Here is a 16342-nt window from a genome sequence, read left to right as displayed (position 1 = left end):
AAGGACTAGCAGCCGCGCCCCTCGCACCAAAGCGACAATTCACCGTTTTCCAGAACTTGCGTCTCCCTCTAGGCTCGCCAGCGAATCAATTGGGGGATTTCATGCGCTTCTCGAAACGAACCATCCGCAGCGCCCTGCCCGCCGCCTTCTCCGCCGCCATATTGTCCAGCCTTCTTGCCGGTTGCGGGCAGAGCTACCACGCCTCTGAAAAGGTCACCTCGGTCGACGTAAAGGAAGAAGCCCCTGGCGATGCCGGAGGCAGCGGGGAGATTGCCGTCAGCGTCCCCAGGATCGCCTATACCTACAGCTACGAATACCGGCTGGCGGCCGACCAGATCGCCACAGTCCAGAACAGGCAGGCAAACCTGTGCGAAAAGCAGGGGGTGGCCGTGTGCCGCGTGATCGACATGAAGCAGGACACCGGCGATGGCGACTATGCGAGCGGCTCGATGACGCTCGCCGTCGCCGCCCCGCGCGCGCGCGCCTTCGGGGCCGAACTGGCCGCGATCGTCACCGGCGCGCAAGGCAAGCCGATCTCCAGCTCGATTGCGGGCGAAGACCTCTCCAAGGCGATCGTCGACACAACTGCGCGCCTCAAGGCCCGCACGGTGTTGCGCGACCGGCTGATGGAGATCCTCGCCACGCGCAAGGGGACCGTGGCCGAACTGGTCGAAGCCGAACGCGGCGTCGCCAAGGTCAACGAGGAAATCGACCAGGCACGGAACTGGCTGGCCGAAATGAACGGTCGTGTCGACTACAGCACGGTGAACCTCAGCTATGTTTCGCAGGCGCCTTCCCAAAGCGGCTTCCTCTCCCCGATCCGCGAGGCCATCGGCAGCCTCGACACGATCCTGGGAACGCTCATCGCGATCTTCATCCTGATCGCGGCGGTCGGCATTCCGATTGGGCTTGCGATCTGGGCTGTGCGCCTTGCCGTCGTTCGGCTGCGCCGGTCGCAAGCGGACGCGTCCCCGGACTGAGCGCGCCAGACCGCCCTTCCCCGGTCCGTGCTGCGCGCGAGCTGGGGCGTGGCCGCGCCGGGAACGCAAGACCGCCGAGCCGTGTTGCTTGAGGTGAACGCACAGAAAAAGGAGGTCCCATGACCCAGCGCATCCTCATCCTGGCCACCAACGGCTTTGAACAATCCGAATTGACCGGCCCGCGCGACGCGCTGCGCGAGGCGGGCATGGAGGTCGTCGTCGCCAGCCCCGAGACCGGCGAGATCAAGGGCTGGCAGCACACCGACTGGGGCGACAGCGTCCCCGTCGACATGGCGCTCGACGACGTGCGCGTGAGCGCCTTCGACGGCCTCGTCCTGCCCGGCGGCCAGATGAACCCCGACATCCTTCGCAACAACACCACGGCCGTCGAGCTGGTGCAGGCCTTCGCCCAGTCCGGCAAGCCGGTGGCCGCGATCTGCCACGCACCCTGGCTTCTGGTCGAAGCCGACGTCGTGCGTGGACGCACCGTCACCGGCTGGCCCTCGATCCGCACCGACCTTGCCAATGCCGGCGCGCAAGTGGTCGACAAGGAAGTCGTCGTCGACGGCAACCTGATCACCAGCCGCAAGCCGGACGACATCCCGGCCTTTGCCGCAGCCATGATCGCGGCCGTGCGCGCGCCCGCCGAAGCGGCCTGAGCACGCCGCCGTCACGGTGTTCGGCAAGCGCCCGCCCGGCCCCTCGAGGCCGCGCGGGCGTTTCGCGTTGAAGCTTGACGTCAGCCGATCTGCATGTCGCGCGCAACGCCCGGGATCCGCACTTCGAGGCCATCGAGCGCCTCGGTGAGTTCGATCTGGCAGGCAAGGCGGCTGGTGCGCGCGACCCCTGCGGCGAGATCAAGCATGTCCTCTTCGTCCATCGAGGCCGGCTCGACCTTGTCGAACCATTCGTCGGACAGATAGACATGGCAGGTCGAGCAGGCCATCTGGCCCTCGCACGTCCCTTCCAGCGGCATGCCGGCCGCCTGGGCGACTTCAAGCAGCCGCACTCCCGTCTCGGCCTCCACCGAGACCTTGTTTCCATCGGTCGTGACGAATTGCACGTTTACCACGTTCAGACTCCCTGCGCCGCCGCAGCGGCTTCTATTTGAGCGCAGGCATCCTCGACTTCCCGTTGCGTACTATATCGCCCTAATCCCAGACGGATAGAGGCTTTGGCTCCGCTGTCCGAAAGGCCGATCGCGCGCAGCACGTGACTGGGCCGGCCTGATCCACTCGCGCAAGCCGAACCCGCCGAAAAAGCCACTGTGCGAAGATCGGACATCAGCCGCGCCACGTCCACGCCCTCGCGCCGCAGGTTGAGATTGCCCTTCCAGCGCGTCTGGGCCGACCCGTTCAGCTCCCAATCCGCAAGTCCGGCCCGCGCCACGTCCCACAGCTTCGCGACATGGTCCGCTTCCTCTTGCGCACGAACCCGCGCGAGCGCGGCCGCTGCCCCGAAACCGGCGCACAGGGCCGGGCTCAACGTGCCCGAACGCAAGCCCTGCTCCTGCCCCCCGCCGCGTATCAGCGGTTCGAGGTCGAGGCCATCGCGCAGCCACAGCGCGCCGATGCCCTTGGGCCCGTAAAGCTTGTGCGCGCTGATCGCGATCATGTCCGCACCTTCGACGGGCGCGAGCTTGCCCGCGCCCTGCACCGCGTCGCACAGGAACAGCGCGCCCTGGGCCCTCGCCCGCACGGCCAGTTCCCCGACCGGCTGGACGGTACCGATCTCGTTGTTGACCTGCATGACCGAGACGAGTTCACAGCCTTCCCCAAACGCCGCATCGGGTGAGACGAGCCCCTCTCCATCGACCGGGATCACCTGAAGATCGGGATCGATCCAGCGCGCGGTGTCGAGCACGGCGACATGTTCGATCGCCGAGACCGCGAGCCGCTTCGCGCCGCTTCCCACGAGCGCGAGGTTGATTGCCTCGGTGGCGCCCGAAGTGAAGATCACCCGGCCGCCGCGCGGCAAAAGACCCGCCACCTGCTCGCGCGCCACTTCGACGGCGGCGGCGGCCATACGGCCCATGCGGTGCGGGCTATGCGGATTGCCGAAGCCACTCGTCTCCGGACCACCCAGCCAATGCAGCATCGCCTCGCGCGCTTCGGGCGCGAGCGGGGTGGTTGCCTGGTGGTCGAGATAGATCATGCGTGGATCCCGGCCCAGGCCTCGCGGAAGGCCGTGAGATCGGCCGGGGTGGTGTTCCAGCCGACGCTGACCCGAACCGTGCGCCGCGCGGTGTCCTCGTCGATGCCGAAGCCCCTGAGCACGCGGCTCTGCTTGAGCGTGCCCGAGGAGCAGGCGCTCCCCGCCGAGATCGCGAAGCCCATTGCATCGAGACGGATCAGCGTGGCCGTGGCCGCCAGTTTCGGCGCGGCCAGCGCGAAGATGTGCGAGCACGCCTCGCCCGGCTGAACCAATGCCCCGTGCCTGGCCAATGCCTCTCGAAACGCCATGCGCTGCTCCGCGCTCGTTGCCCAGCTCTCCAGCCCGCCCGCCTCGAGCGCCGCAGCCAGCGCCAGTGCGCCCGGCAGGTTTTCGGTCCCCGCGCGGTAGCCGCGCTCCTGCCCCCCCGTCGGGGCAAGCATCGCATAATCGCGCACGAGCAACGCGCCGATGCCGACGGGACCGCCCAGCTTGTGCCCGGAGACGACGACCATGTCCGCCTCAGGCAGCGCGACCTTACCCGCCGACTGCGAGCAATCGGCCAGGAACAACCCTCCCGCCGCGCGGACCTGCTCCGCCAGCGGATTGGCCCCGAAGGGCAACAGCACCGTGCCCGTTTCCGAATTGATCGACTGGACCGCCACGACGGCGCGCTCCTCCGCCTTCAGCAGCCCCGCCAATGCCTCGGCGTCGGGCACGCCGTCGCGCATGGCGATCTCCTGGGCATCGGGGGCCGCGCGAAAGACGGCGTCGTGCTCGACCGCCGAAACCAGCTTGCGCGTCGCCTTCGCACGGCCAAGCCCCAGCGCCAGCGCCTCGCTCGCCCCCGAGGTGAAGATCAGTTCGCCGCTCCAGCCGAGCGCGGCCTTCACCCGTTCGCGCGCCTGTTCGAGCGCCGCGCGCGCGGCGCGGCCGGCCTTGTGGGGACTGGACGGATTGGCCCAGAGGGCCGCGCCCTCGAGCCAGGCATCGCGGGCCTCCGGCCGCAGCGGGCTCGTTGCGGCGTGATCGAGGTAGACGGGGGAGGAAATCGGCCAGCTCCGGTAATGTCGTGATGATTGTTTTTGGCACAAATGTTTCTATATAGCGAACCTTCCTATTTCCACTCCCGCATTGGTTGGCCATGCTTCGCGCCACCGCTTTTGCGGGAGTTTCAACAAGTCAGGTTTGCCAGCTCCATGCCCGCAGTCATTTTCCCCGGACCCGAAGGCCGTCTCGAAGGCCGCTTCCAGCCGGCACCGCGCCCGCGCGCACCGGTCGCCATGATCCTGCATCCCCACCCGCAGGCCGGCGGCACGATGAACGACCGCATCACGCAGCACCTCTACAAGACCTTCGTGGCGCGCGGCTTCGCGACGCTGCGCTTCAACTTCCGCGGCGTGGGCCGCAGCCAGGGCAGCTTCGACAACGGCATCGGCGAACTTTCGGACGCGGCCGCAGCGCTCGACTGGGTGCAGCAGATCCACCCCGAAAGCTCGACCACCTGGATTGCGGGCTATTCGTTCGGCGCGCTGATCGGCATGCAGCTTCTGATGCGCCGCCCCGAGATCCGCGGCTTCATCTCGATCGCGCCGCCGGCCAACATGTACGACTTCAGCTTCCTGGCTCCCTGCCCGGCCTCGGGCATCATCATCCAGGGCGAAGGCGACACCGTGGTGACGCCCAACGCGGTGCAAAAGCTCGTCGACAAGCTGCGCACGCAAAAGCACATCACCATCCACCACGACGAAATCCGCCGTGCGAACCACTTCTTCGAGAACGAGACCGACGACCTCATGAAGTCGGTCAACAACTACCTCGACATGCGCCTCGCGCCGGACTGCCCGATCAAGTAAGCGATCGGACCGGTCAGGATTTTCCAAGGGCGTCGCAGGTCTACTGCGGCGCCCTTTCCTTTGGGGCGCCCGCGGCCAGCGTCTCGCCCGAACGGGTCGGGACGGTGAGGATCGTGACGTTGGCCGCCATCACCGCCGCGAGCACCAGCATCAGCACCGCCTGCTTGCGATAGCCCGCACGCCGCCACAGGACCACGGCCCCCACGACGAGGGCGATCGCGGTCAGGACGAGAAGGGAGAGCACGGCATCCATGCCGCTCTGCCTAGCGCAGGGCGCAAGGTCTGGCGAGCCACGAAACTGGGGATCACTATCCCCGGGGACGTTTGACTTGTCCGACTGGCGGAGCCAGTTTCGCAGCCATGACACAAGATACGATGGCAAGGATGCCACTTTCCCGCCGCACCGCCCTCCAGGTCCTGTCCACCGGCGTCGCCGCCCTTGCGCTGCCGGGCGCCGGACGCGCCCTGGCCGCCACGCCAGCCACGGGGCCCTCCGCATCCGCCGGTGCCCTGCTCGACCAGGTCGCCTGGAACCTGCTCGAACAGAACCCCGGCAACGCCACCAGCCTGGGTGTCGACACCGGCGTCCACGCCGCGCTGCGCAGCCGTATGGAGGACCGTTCGCCCGAAGGCGTGGCGCGCCTCGCCGAAACGCTGCGCACTGACCTCGCCCGTGTCTCGGCCGTGCCCGAAGCCGACCTCGATGCCGCCACCCGCACCAGTCTCGAAGTGGTCAAGAGCGCCTACTCGACCTCGCTCGAAGGGTTCGCCCAGCCCTACGGCGATGTCGCGGTGGGTGGCTGGCGCAACACGCCCTACGTGGTGATCCAGAACGTGGGCGCCTATCTCGACACACCGCGCTTCCTCGACGCCGAGCACCCGATCAAGTCCCCCGAGGACGCCGACGCCTACATTGCGCGGCTGGGCCAGATGGACGACCAGCTCGACGGTGAGCTCGCGCGGATGAAGAGCGCGACCGACAAGGGTCTCGTCGCACCCGACTTCCTGCTCGACCGAGCGATCGCGCAGATGCAAAGCACGATCGCCGAGGCCGGCAAGGACGGCGGCGGCCTCGTTGCCTCCGTCGAGAGCCGCACCACCGGCTTCAAGGGCGCGTGGGGCAAGCAGGCTCGCACCATCGTGGCCGGTGAGGTGCTCCCCGCACTCCAGCGCCAGCTTGCCGAACTCCAGCGCCAGCGCGGCCTCGCCAGCTCCGCGCCGGGCCTTCGCGAGCGGCCCGACGGCGCGCAGTTCTACGCCTGGGCGCTCAAGGCCAGCACCACGACAAGCGTGCCCGCCGAGGAAATCCACGCGCTCGGCCACGCCCAGCTCGAGGAGCTCCATGGCCGGATGGACCCGATCCTCAAGAGCCTGGGCTACACGCAAGGCACCGTGGGCGAGCGCATGACCGCGCTCTCCACCGACCCGCGCTTCATGTTCTCCAAGGGCGACAAGGGCCGCGACGAGATTCTCGCCTTCATTCGCCACCGGATCGACTGGATCAAGGCGCAGATGCCGCGCGCCTTCCGCCAGCTCGTTCCCGGCAATGTCGAGGTGCGCCGCCTGCCTCTCGCCGAGGAGCCGGGCGCGCCGACCGCCTATGGCGGCGCGGGTTCGAAGGACGGCTCGATCCCGGGCAAGATGTGGATCAACTTGCGCACGACGGACCTCCACCGCAAGTACGACCTGCCCACGCTGGTCCACCACGAATCGATCCCCGGGCACGTCTGGCAGGGCGAATACGCCAACCGCCTGCCGCTGATCCGCTCGATCCTCGCCTTCAACGCCTATTCCGAAGGCTGGGCACTCTATGGCGAGCAGCTCGGCGACGAACTGGGCGCCTACGACGAGGACCCGGTGGGACGCCTGGGCTACCTCCAGTCGATCGCCTTCAGGGCCTGCCGCATGGTGGTCGACACCGGGCTCCACTCCAAGGGCTGGAGCCGCGAGGACGCGATCCGCTTCTTCATGGAACGCAACGGCAACAAGCGCGAGGAAGTGGTCAACGAGGTCGACCGTTACTGCTCGTGGGCGGGCCAGGCCTGTGGCTACAAGATGGGCCACAACCAGATCAACCGCCAGCGCACGCGGGCCATCGCCGAGCTGGGCAGCGCCTACGACTTGCGCGATTTCGACCAGGCCGTGGTCGATGGCGGCAATGTGCCGCTCGACGTGCTGGCCGACAACATCACGCGCTACATCAAGACCGCGAAGGCCTGATCTCATCCATGAAGAAGGGCCCCGGAAGCAAACCTTCCGGGGCCCTTCTTCATGCGAAAAGAGCGCTTATTTCTTGCCGAAGAACGCCGAGGCCAACCCCGTCAGCTCGTCGCTCAGATCACCGTCCCCGTCGCGGTCGAGCAGGCCCATGATCTGCGGGTTGGAGGCGATCTCCCCGGCGAACTGCGCCAGTGAGCCCTCGCCTCCGATGGCGGCGATCACCTGCTGGATCGTGCCCAGATCAAGACCGGTCTTCTGCGCCGCAAGGCTCGCGGTATCACCAGGCTCCTGATGCGCTTGCCCCAGCGCTGCCACGGCCTTTTCCGCCATCGCGGGGTCGATCCCGATCTGGCTCGCCATATTGGCAATGTCCACCTGCCCGCCGAGAATGCCGTCCAAAAGTCCCATGTCCGTCTCTCCTGTGTTCGCCACGCCTTATGCGCGTATGCGCGGGGCAGGACAAGCGTCCAGCCGCACTGCCCGGCGAGGCGAGGACACGGCCCATCTGGCCCTTCACAGGTCTTGCCCCGCAGGCTGCGATGGCGCATCCCCTGCCCACGTCCAGTTCGCGATGCCCCGGCACGACCGACCTTGCCCCAAGGATTGCCCGCCATGCCCACAACCGCCCCCGGACCCGATGGTTTGCCGCGCTGCCAATGGGCGACCACGGTTGATGCCTTCATTCCCTATCACGACGCGGAATGGGGCTTTCCCGTCGCCGACGACACGCGCCTGTTCGAAAAGCTGTGCCTCGAGAGCTTCCAGTCCGGCCTGAGCTGGCGCACGATCCTTGCCAAGCGGGAGAATTTTCGCGCCGCCTTCGCCGGCTTCGATTTCACCAAAGTCGCCCGTTTCGACGCGGCGGACGTCGCGCGCCTGCTGGGCGATACGGGCATCGTGCGCCACCGCGGCAAGATCGAGGCGACGATCGCCAACGGCCGGTGCGCCTGCGAACTGGTGGAAACCCACGCGAGCCTTGCCGCCTACTTCTGGAGCTTTGCGCCTTCGCCAGCCGAACATGAGGCCCATCGTGGCCTGTCGACCTCGCCCGCCTCGGTTGCGCTGTCCAAGGCCCTGCGCAAGCGTGGTTGGAAATTCGTCGGCCCGACCACCGTGCACGCTTTCCTGCAGGCCGCCGGCCTCATCAACGACCACGCGCGCGAATGCCACGCCTTCGCCAGCGCGCAGGAGGCACGCGCGCGCTTTACTCCACCACGGCCACCGGCCTGATCGCGCGGACTGTCGACACGAAAGGGCCCCGAAACCAAGCCGGTTCCGGGGCCCTTTCCTTTTGATGGCGTCATCCGGTCAGGAGACCGGGCGCAGGCATCACACCAAAGCGGGAGCTGCCTGGCGCACGCCCTCGTCGACGTGGGCCTCGAACTGGGTGAAGTTGTCGATGAACTTCTTGACCAGGACCTGCGCCGTGGCGTCGTATTCGGCGCCATCGGCCCAGGCACCGCGCGGATCGAGCAGCGCGCTGTCGACACCGGCCACCGCGACCGGAACCTCGAAGCCGAAGTTCGGATCTTCCTTGAACTCCGCGTTGTTGAGGCTGCCGTCGAGCGCGGCGTTGAGCAGCGCACGGGTCGCCTTGATCGGCATGCGCTTGATACCTTCCATGGTCGCCTTGCCGCCCGACCAGCCGGTGTTGACCAGCCAGCACTTCACACCGCCCTTGGCGATGCGCTCCTTGAGGAGGTTGCCGTAGACGGAAGGGTGACGCGGCATGAACGGCGCGCCAAAGCAGGTCGAGAAGGTAGCCTCAGGCTCGGTAACCCCGATCTCGGTGCCCGCGACGCGCGCGGTGTAGCCCGAGAGGAAGTGGTACATCGCCTGGTCGGGCGTCAGTCGCGCGATCGGAGGCAGCACGCCATAGGCATCGGCCGTGAGGAAGATCACGTTCTTCGGCACCGGCCCGAGGTTGTCCTTCGAGGCGTTGGGGATGAAGTCGATCGGGTACGAACCGCGGCTGTTCTCGGCCAGCGAGTTGTCGTCAAGGTCGATCTGGCGCGTTTCGGGGTCGATCACGACGTTCTCGAGCACCGTGCCGAAGCGCTTGGTGGTGGCGAAGATTTCCGGTTCCGCTTCGGCCGAAAGGCGAATCATCTTGGCGTAACAGCCGCCCTCGAAGTTGAACACCGCGGTGTCCGACCAGCCGTGCTCGTCATCGCCGATGAGCGTGCGCGAGGCGTCGGCCGAAAGCGTCGTCTTGCCCGTGCCCGAAAGGCCGAAGAACACGGCCGTGTCGCCCTCGGGGCCGATGTTGGCCGAGCAGTGCATCGGCATCACGCCCTTGACCGGCAGCAGGTAGTTGAGGATGCCGAAGACCGACTTCTTCATCTCGCCCGCATAGGCGGTGCCGCCGATCAGGATCAGCTTTTCGGTGAAGTTCACCGCGATAACGGTTTCACTGCGCGAGCCGTGACGGGCCGGATCGGCCTTGAAGCTGGGCAGGTCGATGATCGTGTACTCGGGCGCAAAGCTTTCGAGCTGCGCCGCGTCCGGACGCACCAGCAGGGTGCGGATGAACAGGTTGTGCCAGGCGAACTCGTTGATCACGCGCACGTTGACGCGGTGCTCGCTTTGCGAGCCCCCGAAGAGATCGGCAACGTAGAGCTTGTCCTTGTCGGCGAGCGCCGCCAGGAAGTCTTCCTTAAGCGCCGCAAAATGCTCGGGCGTCATGGGAACATTGGTGCTTCCCCACCAGATCGAGTCCTCGGTCTGGGCATCGCGCACGATGAACTTGTCCTTCGCCGAACGGCCGGTGTGCTTGCCCGTCGCGACGACGAAAGGTCCATCCGCCGCGAGCGTCCCCTCCTCGTTCCGGATGGCATGCTCAACCAGGGGCGCGGTGCCCAGGTTCGCAAAAATCTCCGCCTTGGTGGCGATCCCTTGTTTGGCGAGCGGGTAGCTTAGGGAAGCGGTCAATGTCATCTCCTCCAACGTGACATGTCTGCCGGTTTATCCAGCGACTGTGTCAGCAATTCCTCCTCAGGAATCGCGCCGCGGATAATCGACCACATCTTTTCCGTCAATTTGAGAACAAATGGAACCGCAAAGGGCCAAAAAGCGAAAGAAACGGGATGAACTACCAGTGCGTTGCCAGAGGCTTCGCCAACGGCTAGGCACCCCTTTCGCGACTTGCGATGGAAAGGACCTGGACGCCCGCGATGCCCGAGCCATCGTCACCGTCATCCCCTGCGGGCCCAACGCCCGAAGCCGGCGAAACCCGGCGCCACTCGATCGCGCTGGTTGATGACGACCGCAACATCCTCACCACCGTCTCGATCGGTCTTCAGGCCGAGGGTTTTGCCACGCGCGTCTATACCGACGGGGAAACCGCCCTCAAGGCCATCCTCGACAACCCGCCCGATCTTGCCATCTTCGATGTAAAGATGCCGCGCATGGACGGCCTCGAACTGCTGCGCCACTTGCGCGAGAAGTCGAGCCTTCCGGTCATCTTCCTGACCTCGAAGGACGAAGAGCCCGACGAGGCGCTCGGCCTTGCGATGGGGGCGGACGACTACATCACCAAGCCCTTCAGCCAGCGCCTGCTCGCCGCGCGCATCCGCGCCATCCTGCGCCGCAGCGAACTGGTGCGCACCGGACCCGAGCAGCCCTCGCAGGAGCACCTGCCCGACCCGGTCGTGCGCGGGCGCCTGCGCCTCGATCCCGCGCGCCACCAGGTCGAATGGGACGGTCGCCCGGTTTCGCTGACGGTGACCGAGTTCCTTATCCTCGAGGCGATGGCGCTGCGCCCGGGCGTGGTGAAAAGCCGCAACCAGTTGATGGACGCGGCCTACAACGACGACATCTACGTCGACGACCGCACGATCGACAGCCACATCAAGCGCCTGCGCCGCAAGTTCCGTACGGTCGACCCCTATTTCAACGCCATCGACACGCTTTACGGGGCGGGCTACTCGTACTCCGACGATCATTCCGGCATCGAGACGTGAGCAAACCGCCCGCGCTGGCCCGAGAGGAAGACTGAGACCATGGCCGAGCGTTCGCACGCCCGGATCGCCGCGCCACTCTCGGTTCGCCTCGGATTGTCCTGGCGGGTCTCGCTGACCGCGCGCATTCTTGCGGTCAACATCATCGCACTCGCCCTCCTCGCGGGCAGCCTTTTCTACATCGACAGCTATCGCCGCGAACTGCTGGACGAGCGCTATCGCCTCGCACGAAGCGAAGTCGAGATTCTCGCCCACGCGCTCGCCGGAGAGAGCGCATCGCGGCGCGCGAAGCTGCTCGCCCGGATCGGCACGGCCCAAAACCTGCGCTTGCGCCTCTACGGATCCGACGGGCGCCTCACGGCCGACAGCTTCGACCTCGCTCCGCCCTCGTTCCGCTTCGTCGATCCGTCGACCGAACCCTGGTACCAGGATGCCGCACGCCTGCTCGACCGGGGCATGGACCTCCTGCTCGGGGCTCCGCGCATCCCCCCCTACCGCGACCCCGCCCAGCACAACGCCCGCGCCTGGCCCGAAGTCATGCAGGCGCTGTCCTCGCACGCGACCGTGATCGGTCTCAAGGAAGCGCCCGACCAGACGCCGGTGATCATCGCCGCCACCGCGCTCGACAACAGCGGCGAGGCACTTCTCGCCACCCGCAACGCGCGCGACATCACCGAGAACGTGCGCATGGCGCGCCAGACGCTGGCGATCATCGTGGGCGGCGCGCTGGTCATCTCGATCCTGCTGTCGCTGTTCCTTGCCCGCACCATCGTCGAACCGCTGCGCAAGCTGGTGCGCGCGACCGTGCGCGTGCGCCTTGGCCGCGAGCGCGCCGTGGTCGTCCCCCGCCTGCCCGACCGGCGCGACGAGATCGGCCTGCTCGCCCGCGCGGTCTCGGACATGACCGGTGCGCTGCGCCAGCGCATCGACGCCGTCGAGCGCTTCGCGGCCGACGTTGCACACGAGCTCAAGAACCCCCTGACCTCGCTGCGCAGCGCACTGGAAAACCTCGACCGTGTCGAGGACCCTGCGCTCCACCGCCAGTTGCTCGCCGTCGCCAACGACGACGTGCGCCGCATCGACTTCCTGGTCACCGAAATCGCCGATGCCAGCCGGATCGACGCCCAGCTCAGCCGGACCACGTTCGAGCCGGTCGACATGACCAGCCTCGTGCGTGCGCTCGTCGCCGAACGCCAGCAGCGCGGCGTGAACGGATCGAACGAGACGAGCGTGCACCAGACCGGCGCGGGCCCCCTCGTCGTTCCGGGCGACGCACCCCGACTGGAGCGCGTCCTGCAGAACCTGCTCGACAACGCCGTCTCGTTCTCGCCCGAAGGCGCTGCGATCGAAGTCACGCTCGAGAGCACGCGCGGCAAGGTGCGCATCAGTGTCGCCGATCATGGCCCGGGAATACCCCGCGCCGCACGCGAACGCATCTTCGAGCGCTTCCACTCGCTGCGCCCGGCTTCGGAGGAATTCGGGCGCCATTCGGGCCTCGGCCTGTCGATCGCGCGCACCATTGTCGAGGCCCATTCGGGGACGCTCTTCGCCACCGACCGTGACGACGCGCAGGCCGGGGGCTGTTTCGTCATGACCCTGCCCCAATGGCCAAGCTGACCATGCCCCCCGCGCGCACCCATCAGGCCACCTGCGTGGCACTGGGCCCGCGCGCGGTGCTGATCGAAGGTCCTTCCGGAAGCGGCAAGACCTCGCTCGCTCTCGAACTCATCGATCGCGGCGCGGTGCTCGTGGGCGACGACGGCGTTGTCCTCGACGGGACGGGTAAAACCCTGATCGTTCGACCGCATCCGCGCACGCAAGGCCTGATCGAGGTCCGCAACCTCGGGCTCCTGCCCGAGCCGTTCCGCGCGATCGCCACGGTCAGCCTGCTCGTCACCCTCGACACCGAGGCACCGCGGTACATCGAGGCACCGGACCGGTGCCTCCTGTTTGGTCACGCGATTCCCCGGGTCCGTCTTTGGCCCCATGCCGGCCCGCTCGCGATCAAGGTCGAGCGTGCACTCACCGCATATGGTCTGCCCGAACCGCACGATCCCTGATCGGGACTCGAGTCGAACCCGGGAAAATCGGTCGAATAAGACTTATCTCTCCCTTTCCTTTCGCGTTCAGCGCGCGCAAACAGGCGCGATGAACGCAATCTTCCAGTCACCGGAACCGGCTGGCGTGGACGACACCCACTCCGACACGGCTTCGCTCCCCGCGCAGAAGCGCCAGAAGGTGCTTCTGGTCACGGGCATGCTTGGCGCCGGAAAGACCACCGCCCTGCGCGTCCTCGAGGACCTGGGATGGGAAAGCATCGACAATTTCCCGATTCGCATGCTCGAAGGCCTGCTCGAAGGCACCCCCGAAGCCGAACGCGACGTCGACACGCCGCTCGCGATCGGTTTCGACTCGCGCACCCGTGGCTTCGACCCCGAGCGCGTCATCGCGCAAGTGAAGGCGCTTGGCGAACGCCACGAGATCGCGCTTTCGACGCTGTTTCTCGACTGCAACAGCAGCGAGCTGGAACGCCGCTACAACGAGACGCGACGGCGCCATGCGCTGGCCAGCGACGCACCGGTCGCCACCGGCATTCGCGCCGAGCGCGAACTGCTTGCCCCGCTGCGGCGCTGGGCGGACCTGTTGATCGACACCAGCGAATTCACCGCCAACGATCTCCAGCGTGCGATTCGCGAGCGATTCGCCGAGAGTGCCCCCGAGGATCTTACCCTCACGATCTCGAGTTTCGGGTTCGCCCGCGGCACGCCCCCGCTCGCCGACCTCGTGTTCGACATGCGCTTTCTCGACAACCCGCATTGGGATCCGGACTTGCGCCCACAGACCGGCCAGGATGCTCCGGTGGGCGACTATATCCGCAAGGATCCGGCCTTTGCCGAGGCCTTCGCGCGCATGCGCGACCTCATCTTGCTGTTGCTCCCGCGCTACAGGGCCCAGGGGAAAAGCTATGTGCACATCGCATTTGGCTGCACCGGCGGGCGCCACCGCTCGGTATTTACCGCCGAACAGATGGCATCGGCCTTGCGCCACTCGGGATTTTCCCCCACATTGCTGCACCGCAACCTGGGCTCACGAGCAGCCGATCTTCTTGAAGGAGAGCCGCGGCGTGACGACAAGCACTAACCACCAGGTGCAACCGCAGGGATTTCGGAGCGTTTCCTCAAGATGATCGGGATGATTCTGGTCACTCACGGCAATCTGGCCGAAGAGTTCGTACACGCGATGGAGCACGTCGTCGGGGATCAGACTGCGGTGGAAACCGTGTGCATCGGTCCCAACGACGACATGGAACGCCGGCGTGCCGAGATCGCCGAGGCGATCGTGAAGGTCAACAGCGGCGAAGGTGTGATCATTCTCACCGACCTGTTCGGGGGAACGCCGTCGAACCTGGCGATTTCGCTGATGGAGGCCGGTACCGTCGAAGTCATCGCCGGGATCAATCTTCCGATGCTGATCCGTCTCGCCAAGGCCCGCTCGTGCATGTCCGTGCGCGAAGCCGCCGCGGCCGCGCGCGAAGCCGGGCGCAACTACATAACCATTGCAAGCGAGTACCTGGGGCAGGATGCATGAATGAATGCCGTGAGACGGTGATCATCGTCAACAAGCGCGGACTGCACGCAAGAGCCAGCGCCAAATTCGTCAACTACGTCACCGAACTTCCCGACAGCGTCGCCGTCACCGTCACCAAGGACGGGACGAGCGCGGTCGGCAACTCGATCCTGGGCCTGATGATGCTCGGCGCGGCCAAGGGCGATTCCATCGAGATCGCCTGCGCGGGCGATGGCGCTGACGCGGCCCTGCTGCGTCTGACCGAGCTCGTGCGCGACGGCTTCGGCGAAGACCAGGGCTGAAGAGGCACACCGCCGTGACCCAGCGCCGCACGATTACCGGCTTCTCCAATCCGCTCGTCAAGTTCCTGCGCTCGCTGCGGGACAAGAAGTACCGCAAGCGCGAGCAACGCTTCCTCGCCGAGGGCCTGCGCCTGCTGACCGATGCGCGCGAGTCGGGCATTCTGCCTGAAATGCTCGTCATGGCGATCGGCCGTGCACCACATCCACTACTCGACGAGCTCGAAGACGCGGTGATCGCCGCAGGCGGCGAAGTCATCGAGATGGACGAGGAAATTCTCGCCAAGGTCACCGGCAAGGACAACCCCCAGGCCGTGGCCGGGGTTTTTGCCGAGTTCGACACGCGCCTCGCCGGGCTCGATCGCGGGGCGGCCCCGATCTGGCTGGTAGCGCAGGCGCTGCGCGACCCTGGCAACCTGGGCACCATGCTGCGCACTGGCGATGCCGTGGGCGCGGGCGGCCTCATCCTCATCGATGATTGCGCCGATCCCTTCTCGGTCGAAGCCGTGCGCGCAAGCATGGGCGCGATCTTCACCCAGAAGCTGGCGCTGGCACGTTGGGATGAATTCCTTCCCTGGCTGCGTTCCGGCGACGGCCAGCTCGTGGCCGCTTCACTGCGCGACCCGACCGACTACCGCCGCGCGCCTTACGCCGCGCCCTGCTTCCTGATGGTCGGCAACGAATCGCAAGGGCTTCCTGCCGAATACGAAGCCGAATGCGATCTGCGCGTGACCATCCCGATGCGCGGAAGGGCCGACAGCCTTAACGCTGCCGTCGCGGGCGCGGTGCTGGCCTACGAGGCTCTGGCGCACCTCGACGCCTGACAAAACAGCGTTTTACCCGAGGCTTCGTTCATCGAGGTCTCATCCAACCCAGTGCATCGTGGCGTCCATGCCTGGATTGATTCCCATCCCCCGGGCGATGGCCGCCGCGCTGCTGATGCTCGCCCTCGCCGATTGCGCTCCTGCCAGCCACGGGGCCCGGCTCAGCGCGACGCGCTGGGAATTCGCACTGATCGATGGCCAGCGCCCTTTCTCCGACGCAGCCGACATGCGCTTCGACAATGGCCAGATCTCGGTCCTCGTCGGCTGCAACCGGATCTCCGGCCCCTGGCGCATCTTCGAAAGCCGCCTCCTGGCCGGCCCCCTCGTCCAGACCGAACTGGCCTGCCCGGCTCCCGCCTGGGACCAGGAAAAAGCCGTGAGCTCGCTCCTCGCCGCCGCTCCGCGCATGCGGCTCGAGAAGGAACGCCTCATTCTCCAGTCGGGCGGGCACTCCGCCGAACTCGTCCGCGCGGACGAATGAACGGT

19 protein-coding genes are annotated in these 16342 nt (G+C 66.7%); 13 read left to right on the top strand and 6 right to left on the bottom strand.

Features of this window, described 5'->3' with window-relative positions:
• Nucleotides 1–101: 101 nt before the first annotated feature.
• Together HT136_RS14805 and HT136_RS14800 are read left to right on the top strand one after the other, a co-directional pair.
• Entirely contained in the window at nucleotides 102–980 is an 879-nt protein-coding gene (locus HT136_RS14805) for a DUF4349 domain-containing protein (RefSeq protein WP_214200571.1), read from the top strand.
• Nucleotides 981–1099: 119 nt separating this feature from the next.
• Nucleotides 1100–1639 carry a type 1 glutamine amidotransferase domain-containing protein gene (locus HT136_RS14800; protein ID WP_214200570.1) on the top strand — a complete coding sequence of 180 codons (540 nt, stop codon included), beginning with the start codon at nucleotides 1100–1102 and terminating at the stop codon, nucleotides 1637–1639.
• 80 nt (nucleotides 1640–1719) lie between these two features.
• On the opposite strand, the gene HT136_RS14795 is transcribed toward HT136_RS14800, so the two are convergent.
• Genes HT136_RS14795 through HT136_RS14785 form a run of 3 tightly spaced genes read right to left on the bottom strand, consistent with a single transcriptional unit; the run spans nucleotide 1720 to nucleotide 4225 of the window.
• Entirely contained in the window at nucleotides 1720–2052 is a 333-nt protein-coding gene (locus tag HT136_RS14795) for a 2Fe-2S iron-sulfur cluster-binding protein (protein ID WP_214200569.1), read from the bottom strand.
• A gap of 2 nt (nucleotides 2053–2054) precedes the next feature.
• Nucleotides 2055–3134 carry a cysteine desulfurase family protein gene (locus HT136_RS14790; RefSeq protein ID WP_214200568.1) on the bottom strand — a complete coding sequence of 360 codons (1080 nt, stop codon included), beginning with the start codon at nucleotides 3132–3134 and terminating at the stop codon, nucleotides 2055–2057.
• Entirely contained in the window at nucleotides 3131–4225 is a 1095-nt protein-coding gene (locus HT136_RS14785) for a cysteine desulfurase family protein (protein WP_246543739.1), read from the bottom strand. The genes HT136_RS14790 and HT136_RS14785 overlap by 4 nt, the downstream gene beginning before the upstream one ends.
• A gap of 105 nt (nucleotides 4226–4330) precedes the next feature.
• Between HT136_RS14785 and HT136_RS14780 the strand changes: the two genes are divergently transcribed.
• On the top strand, nucleotides 4331–4987 hold the full coding sequence (locus HT136_RS14780) for an alpha/beta hydrolase (RefSeq protein ID WP_214200567.1): 657 nt from the start codon (nucleotides 4331–4333) through the stop codon (nucleotides 4985–4987).
• Nucleotides 4988–5027: 40 nt separating this feature from the next.
• Here the strand turns inward: HT136_RS14780 and HT136_RS14775 are convergent, their stop codons facing one another.
• Nucleotides 5028–5240: a hypothetical protein gene (locus HT136_RS14775; RefSeq protein ID WP_214200566.1), complete on the bottom strand. Its 213-nt coding sequence runs from the start codon at nucleotides 5238–5240 to the stop codon at nucleotides 5028–5030.
• Nucleotides 5241–5371: 131 nt separating this feature from the next.
• On the opposite strand from HT136_RS14775, the gene HT136_RS14770 reads away from it, so the two are divergent.
• Entirely contained in the window at nucleotides 5372–7207 is a 1836-nt protein-coding gene (locus tag HT136_RS14770) for a DUF885 domain-containing protein (RefSeq protein ID WP_214200565.1), read from the top strand.
• Between the two features lie 66 nt (nucleotides 7208–7273).
• On the opposite strand, the gene HT136_RS14765 is transcribed toward HT136_RS14770, so the two are convergent.
• Complete coding sequence (locus HT136_RS14765; protein ID WP_214200564.1) at nucleotides 7274–7615, bottom strand: hypothetical protein; 342 nt, start codon at nucleotides 7613–7615, stop codon at nucleotides 7274–7276.
• A 204-nt stretch (nucleotides 7616–7819) separates the two neighbouring features.
• Here HT136_RS14765 and HT136_RS14760 point away from each other — a divergent pair, with 204 nt between their 5' ends.
• Nucleotides 7820–8437: a DNA-3-methyladenine glycosylase I gene (locus HT136_RS14760; protein WP_214200563.1), complete on the top strand. Its 618-nt coding sequence runs from the start codon at nucleotides 7820–7822 to the stop codon at nucleotides 8435–8437.
• A gap of 99 nt (nucleotides 8438–8536) precedes the next feature.
• Here the strand turns inward: HT136_RS14760 and HT136_RS14755 are convergent, their stop codons facing one another.
• Nucleotides 8537–10138 carry a phosphoenolpyruvate carboxykinase gene (locus HT136_RS14755; RefSeq protein WP_425516897.1) on the bottom strand — a complete coding sequence of 534 codons (1602 nt, stop codon included), beginning with the start codon at nucleotides 10136–10138 and terminating at the stop codon, nucleotides 8537–8539.
• A gap of 242 nt (nucleotides 10139–10380) precedes the next feature.
• On the opposite strand from HT136_RS14755, the gene HT136_RS14750 reads away from it, so the two are divergent.
• From HT136_RS14750 to HT136_RS14715, 8 genes are all read left to right on the top strand, one after another.
• Complete coding sequence (locus tag HT136_RS14750) at nucleotides 10381–11169, top strand: response regulator transcription factor (RefSeq protein WP_214200561.1); 789 nt, start codon at nucleotides 10381–10383, stop codon at nucleotides 11167–11169.
• 39 nt (nucleotides 11170–11208) lie between these two features.
• Nucleotides 11209–12783 (top strand): sensor histidine kinase, encoded by a 1575-nt coding sequence (locus HT136_RS14745; protein WP_214200560.1) that lies wholly within the window; start codon nucleotides 11209–11211, stop codon nucleotides 12781–12783.
• Nucleotides 12771–13226, top strand: a complete 456-nt coding sequence (locus HT136_RS14740; protein WP_246543738.1) for an HPr kinase/phosphorylase — start codon at nucleotides 12771–12773, stop codon at nucleotides 13224–13226. Before HT136_RS14745 ends, HT136_RS14740 begins: the two co-directional genes overlap by 13 nt.
• 88 nt (nucleotides 13227–13314) lie before the next feature.
• A complete protein-coding gene (gene rapZ / locus HT136_RS14735) occupies nucleotides 13315–14307 on the top strand; it encodes an RNase adapter RapZ (protein WP_214200559.1) in 993 nt (330 codons plus the stop codon).
• A gap of 42 nt (nucleotides 14308–14349) precedes the next feature.
• On the top strand, nucleotides 14350–14754 hold the full coding sequence (locus HT136_RS14730; RefSeq protein WP_214200558.1) for a PTS sugar transporter subunit IIA: 405 nt from the start codon (nucleotides 14350–14352) through the stop codon (nucleotides 14752–14754).
• Nucleotides 14751–15035 (top strand): HPr family phosphocarrier protein, encoded by a 285-nt coding sequence (locus tag HT136_RS14725; protein ID WP_214200557.1) that lies wholly within the window; start codon nucleotides 14751–14753, stop codon nucleotides 15033–15035. The genes HT136_RS14730 and HT136_RS14725 overlap by 4 nt, the downstream gene beginning before the upstream one ends.
• A 14-nt stretch (nucleotides 15036–15049) precedes the next feature.
• Nucleotides 15050–15856, top strand: coding sequence for a TrmH family RNA methyltransferase (locus HT136_RS14720; protein ID WP_214200556.1), 807 nt, complete (start codon nucleotides 15050–15052; stop codon nucleotides 15854–15856).
• Between the two features lie 67 nt (nucleotides 15857–15923).
• Entirely contained in the window at nucleotides 15924–16337 is a 414-nt protein-coding gene (locus HT136_RS14715; protein ID WP_246543737.1) for an META domain-containing protein, read from the top strand.
• Nucleotides 16338–16342: the final 5 nt, after the last annotated feature.

It is taken from the genome of Novosphingobium profundi (assembly GCF_018491765.1).
GTDB lineage: Bacteria > Pseudomonadota > Alphaproteobacteria > Sphingomonadales > Sphingomonadaceae > Novosphingobium > Novosphingobium profundi.
The sequence above is the reverse complement of the archived record's forward strand: the minus strand, read 5'-3'. Positions and strand labels throughout refer to the sequence as shown.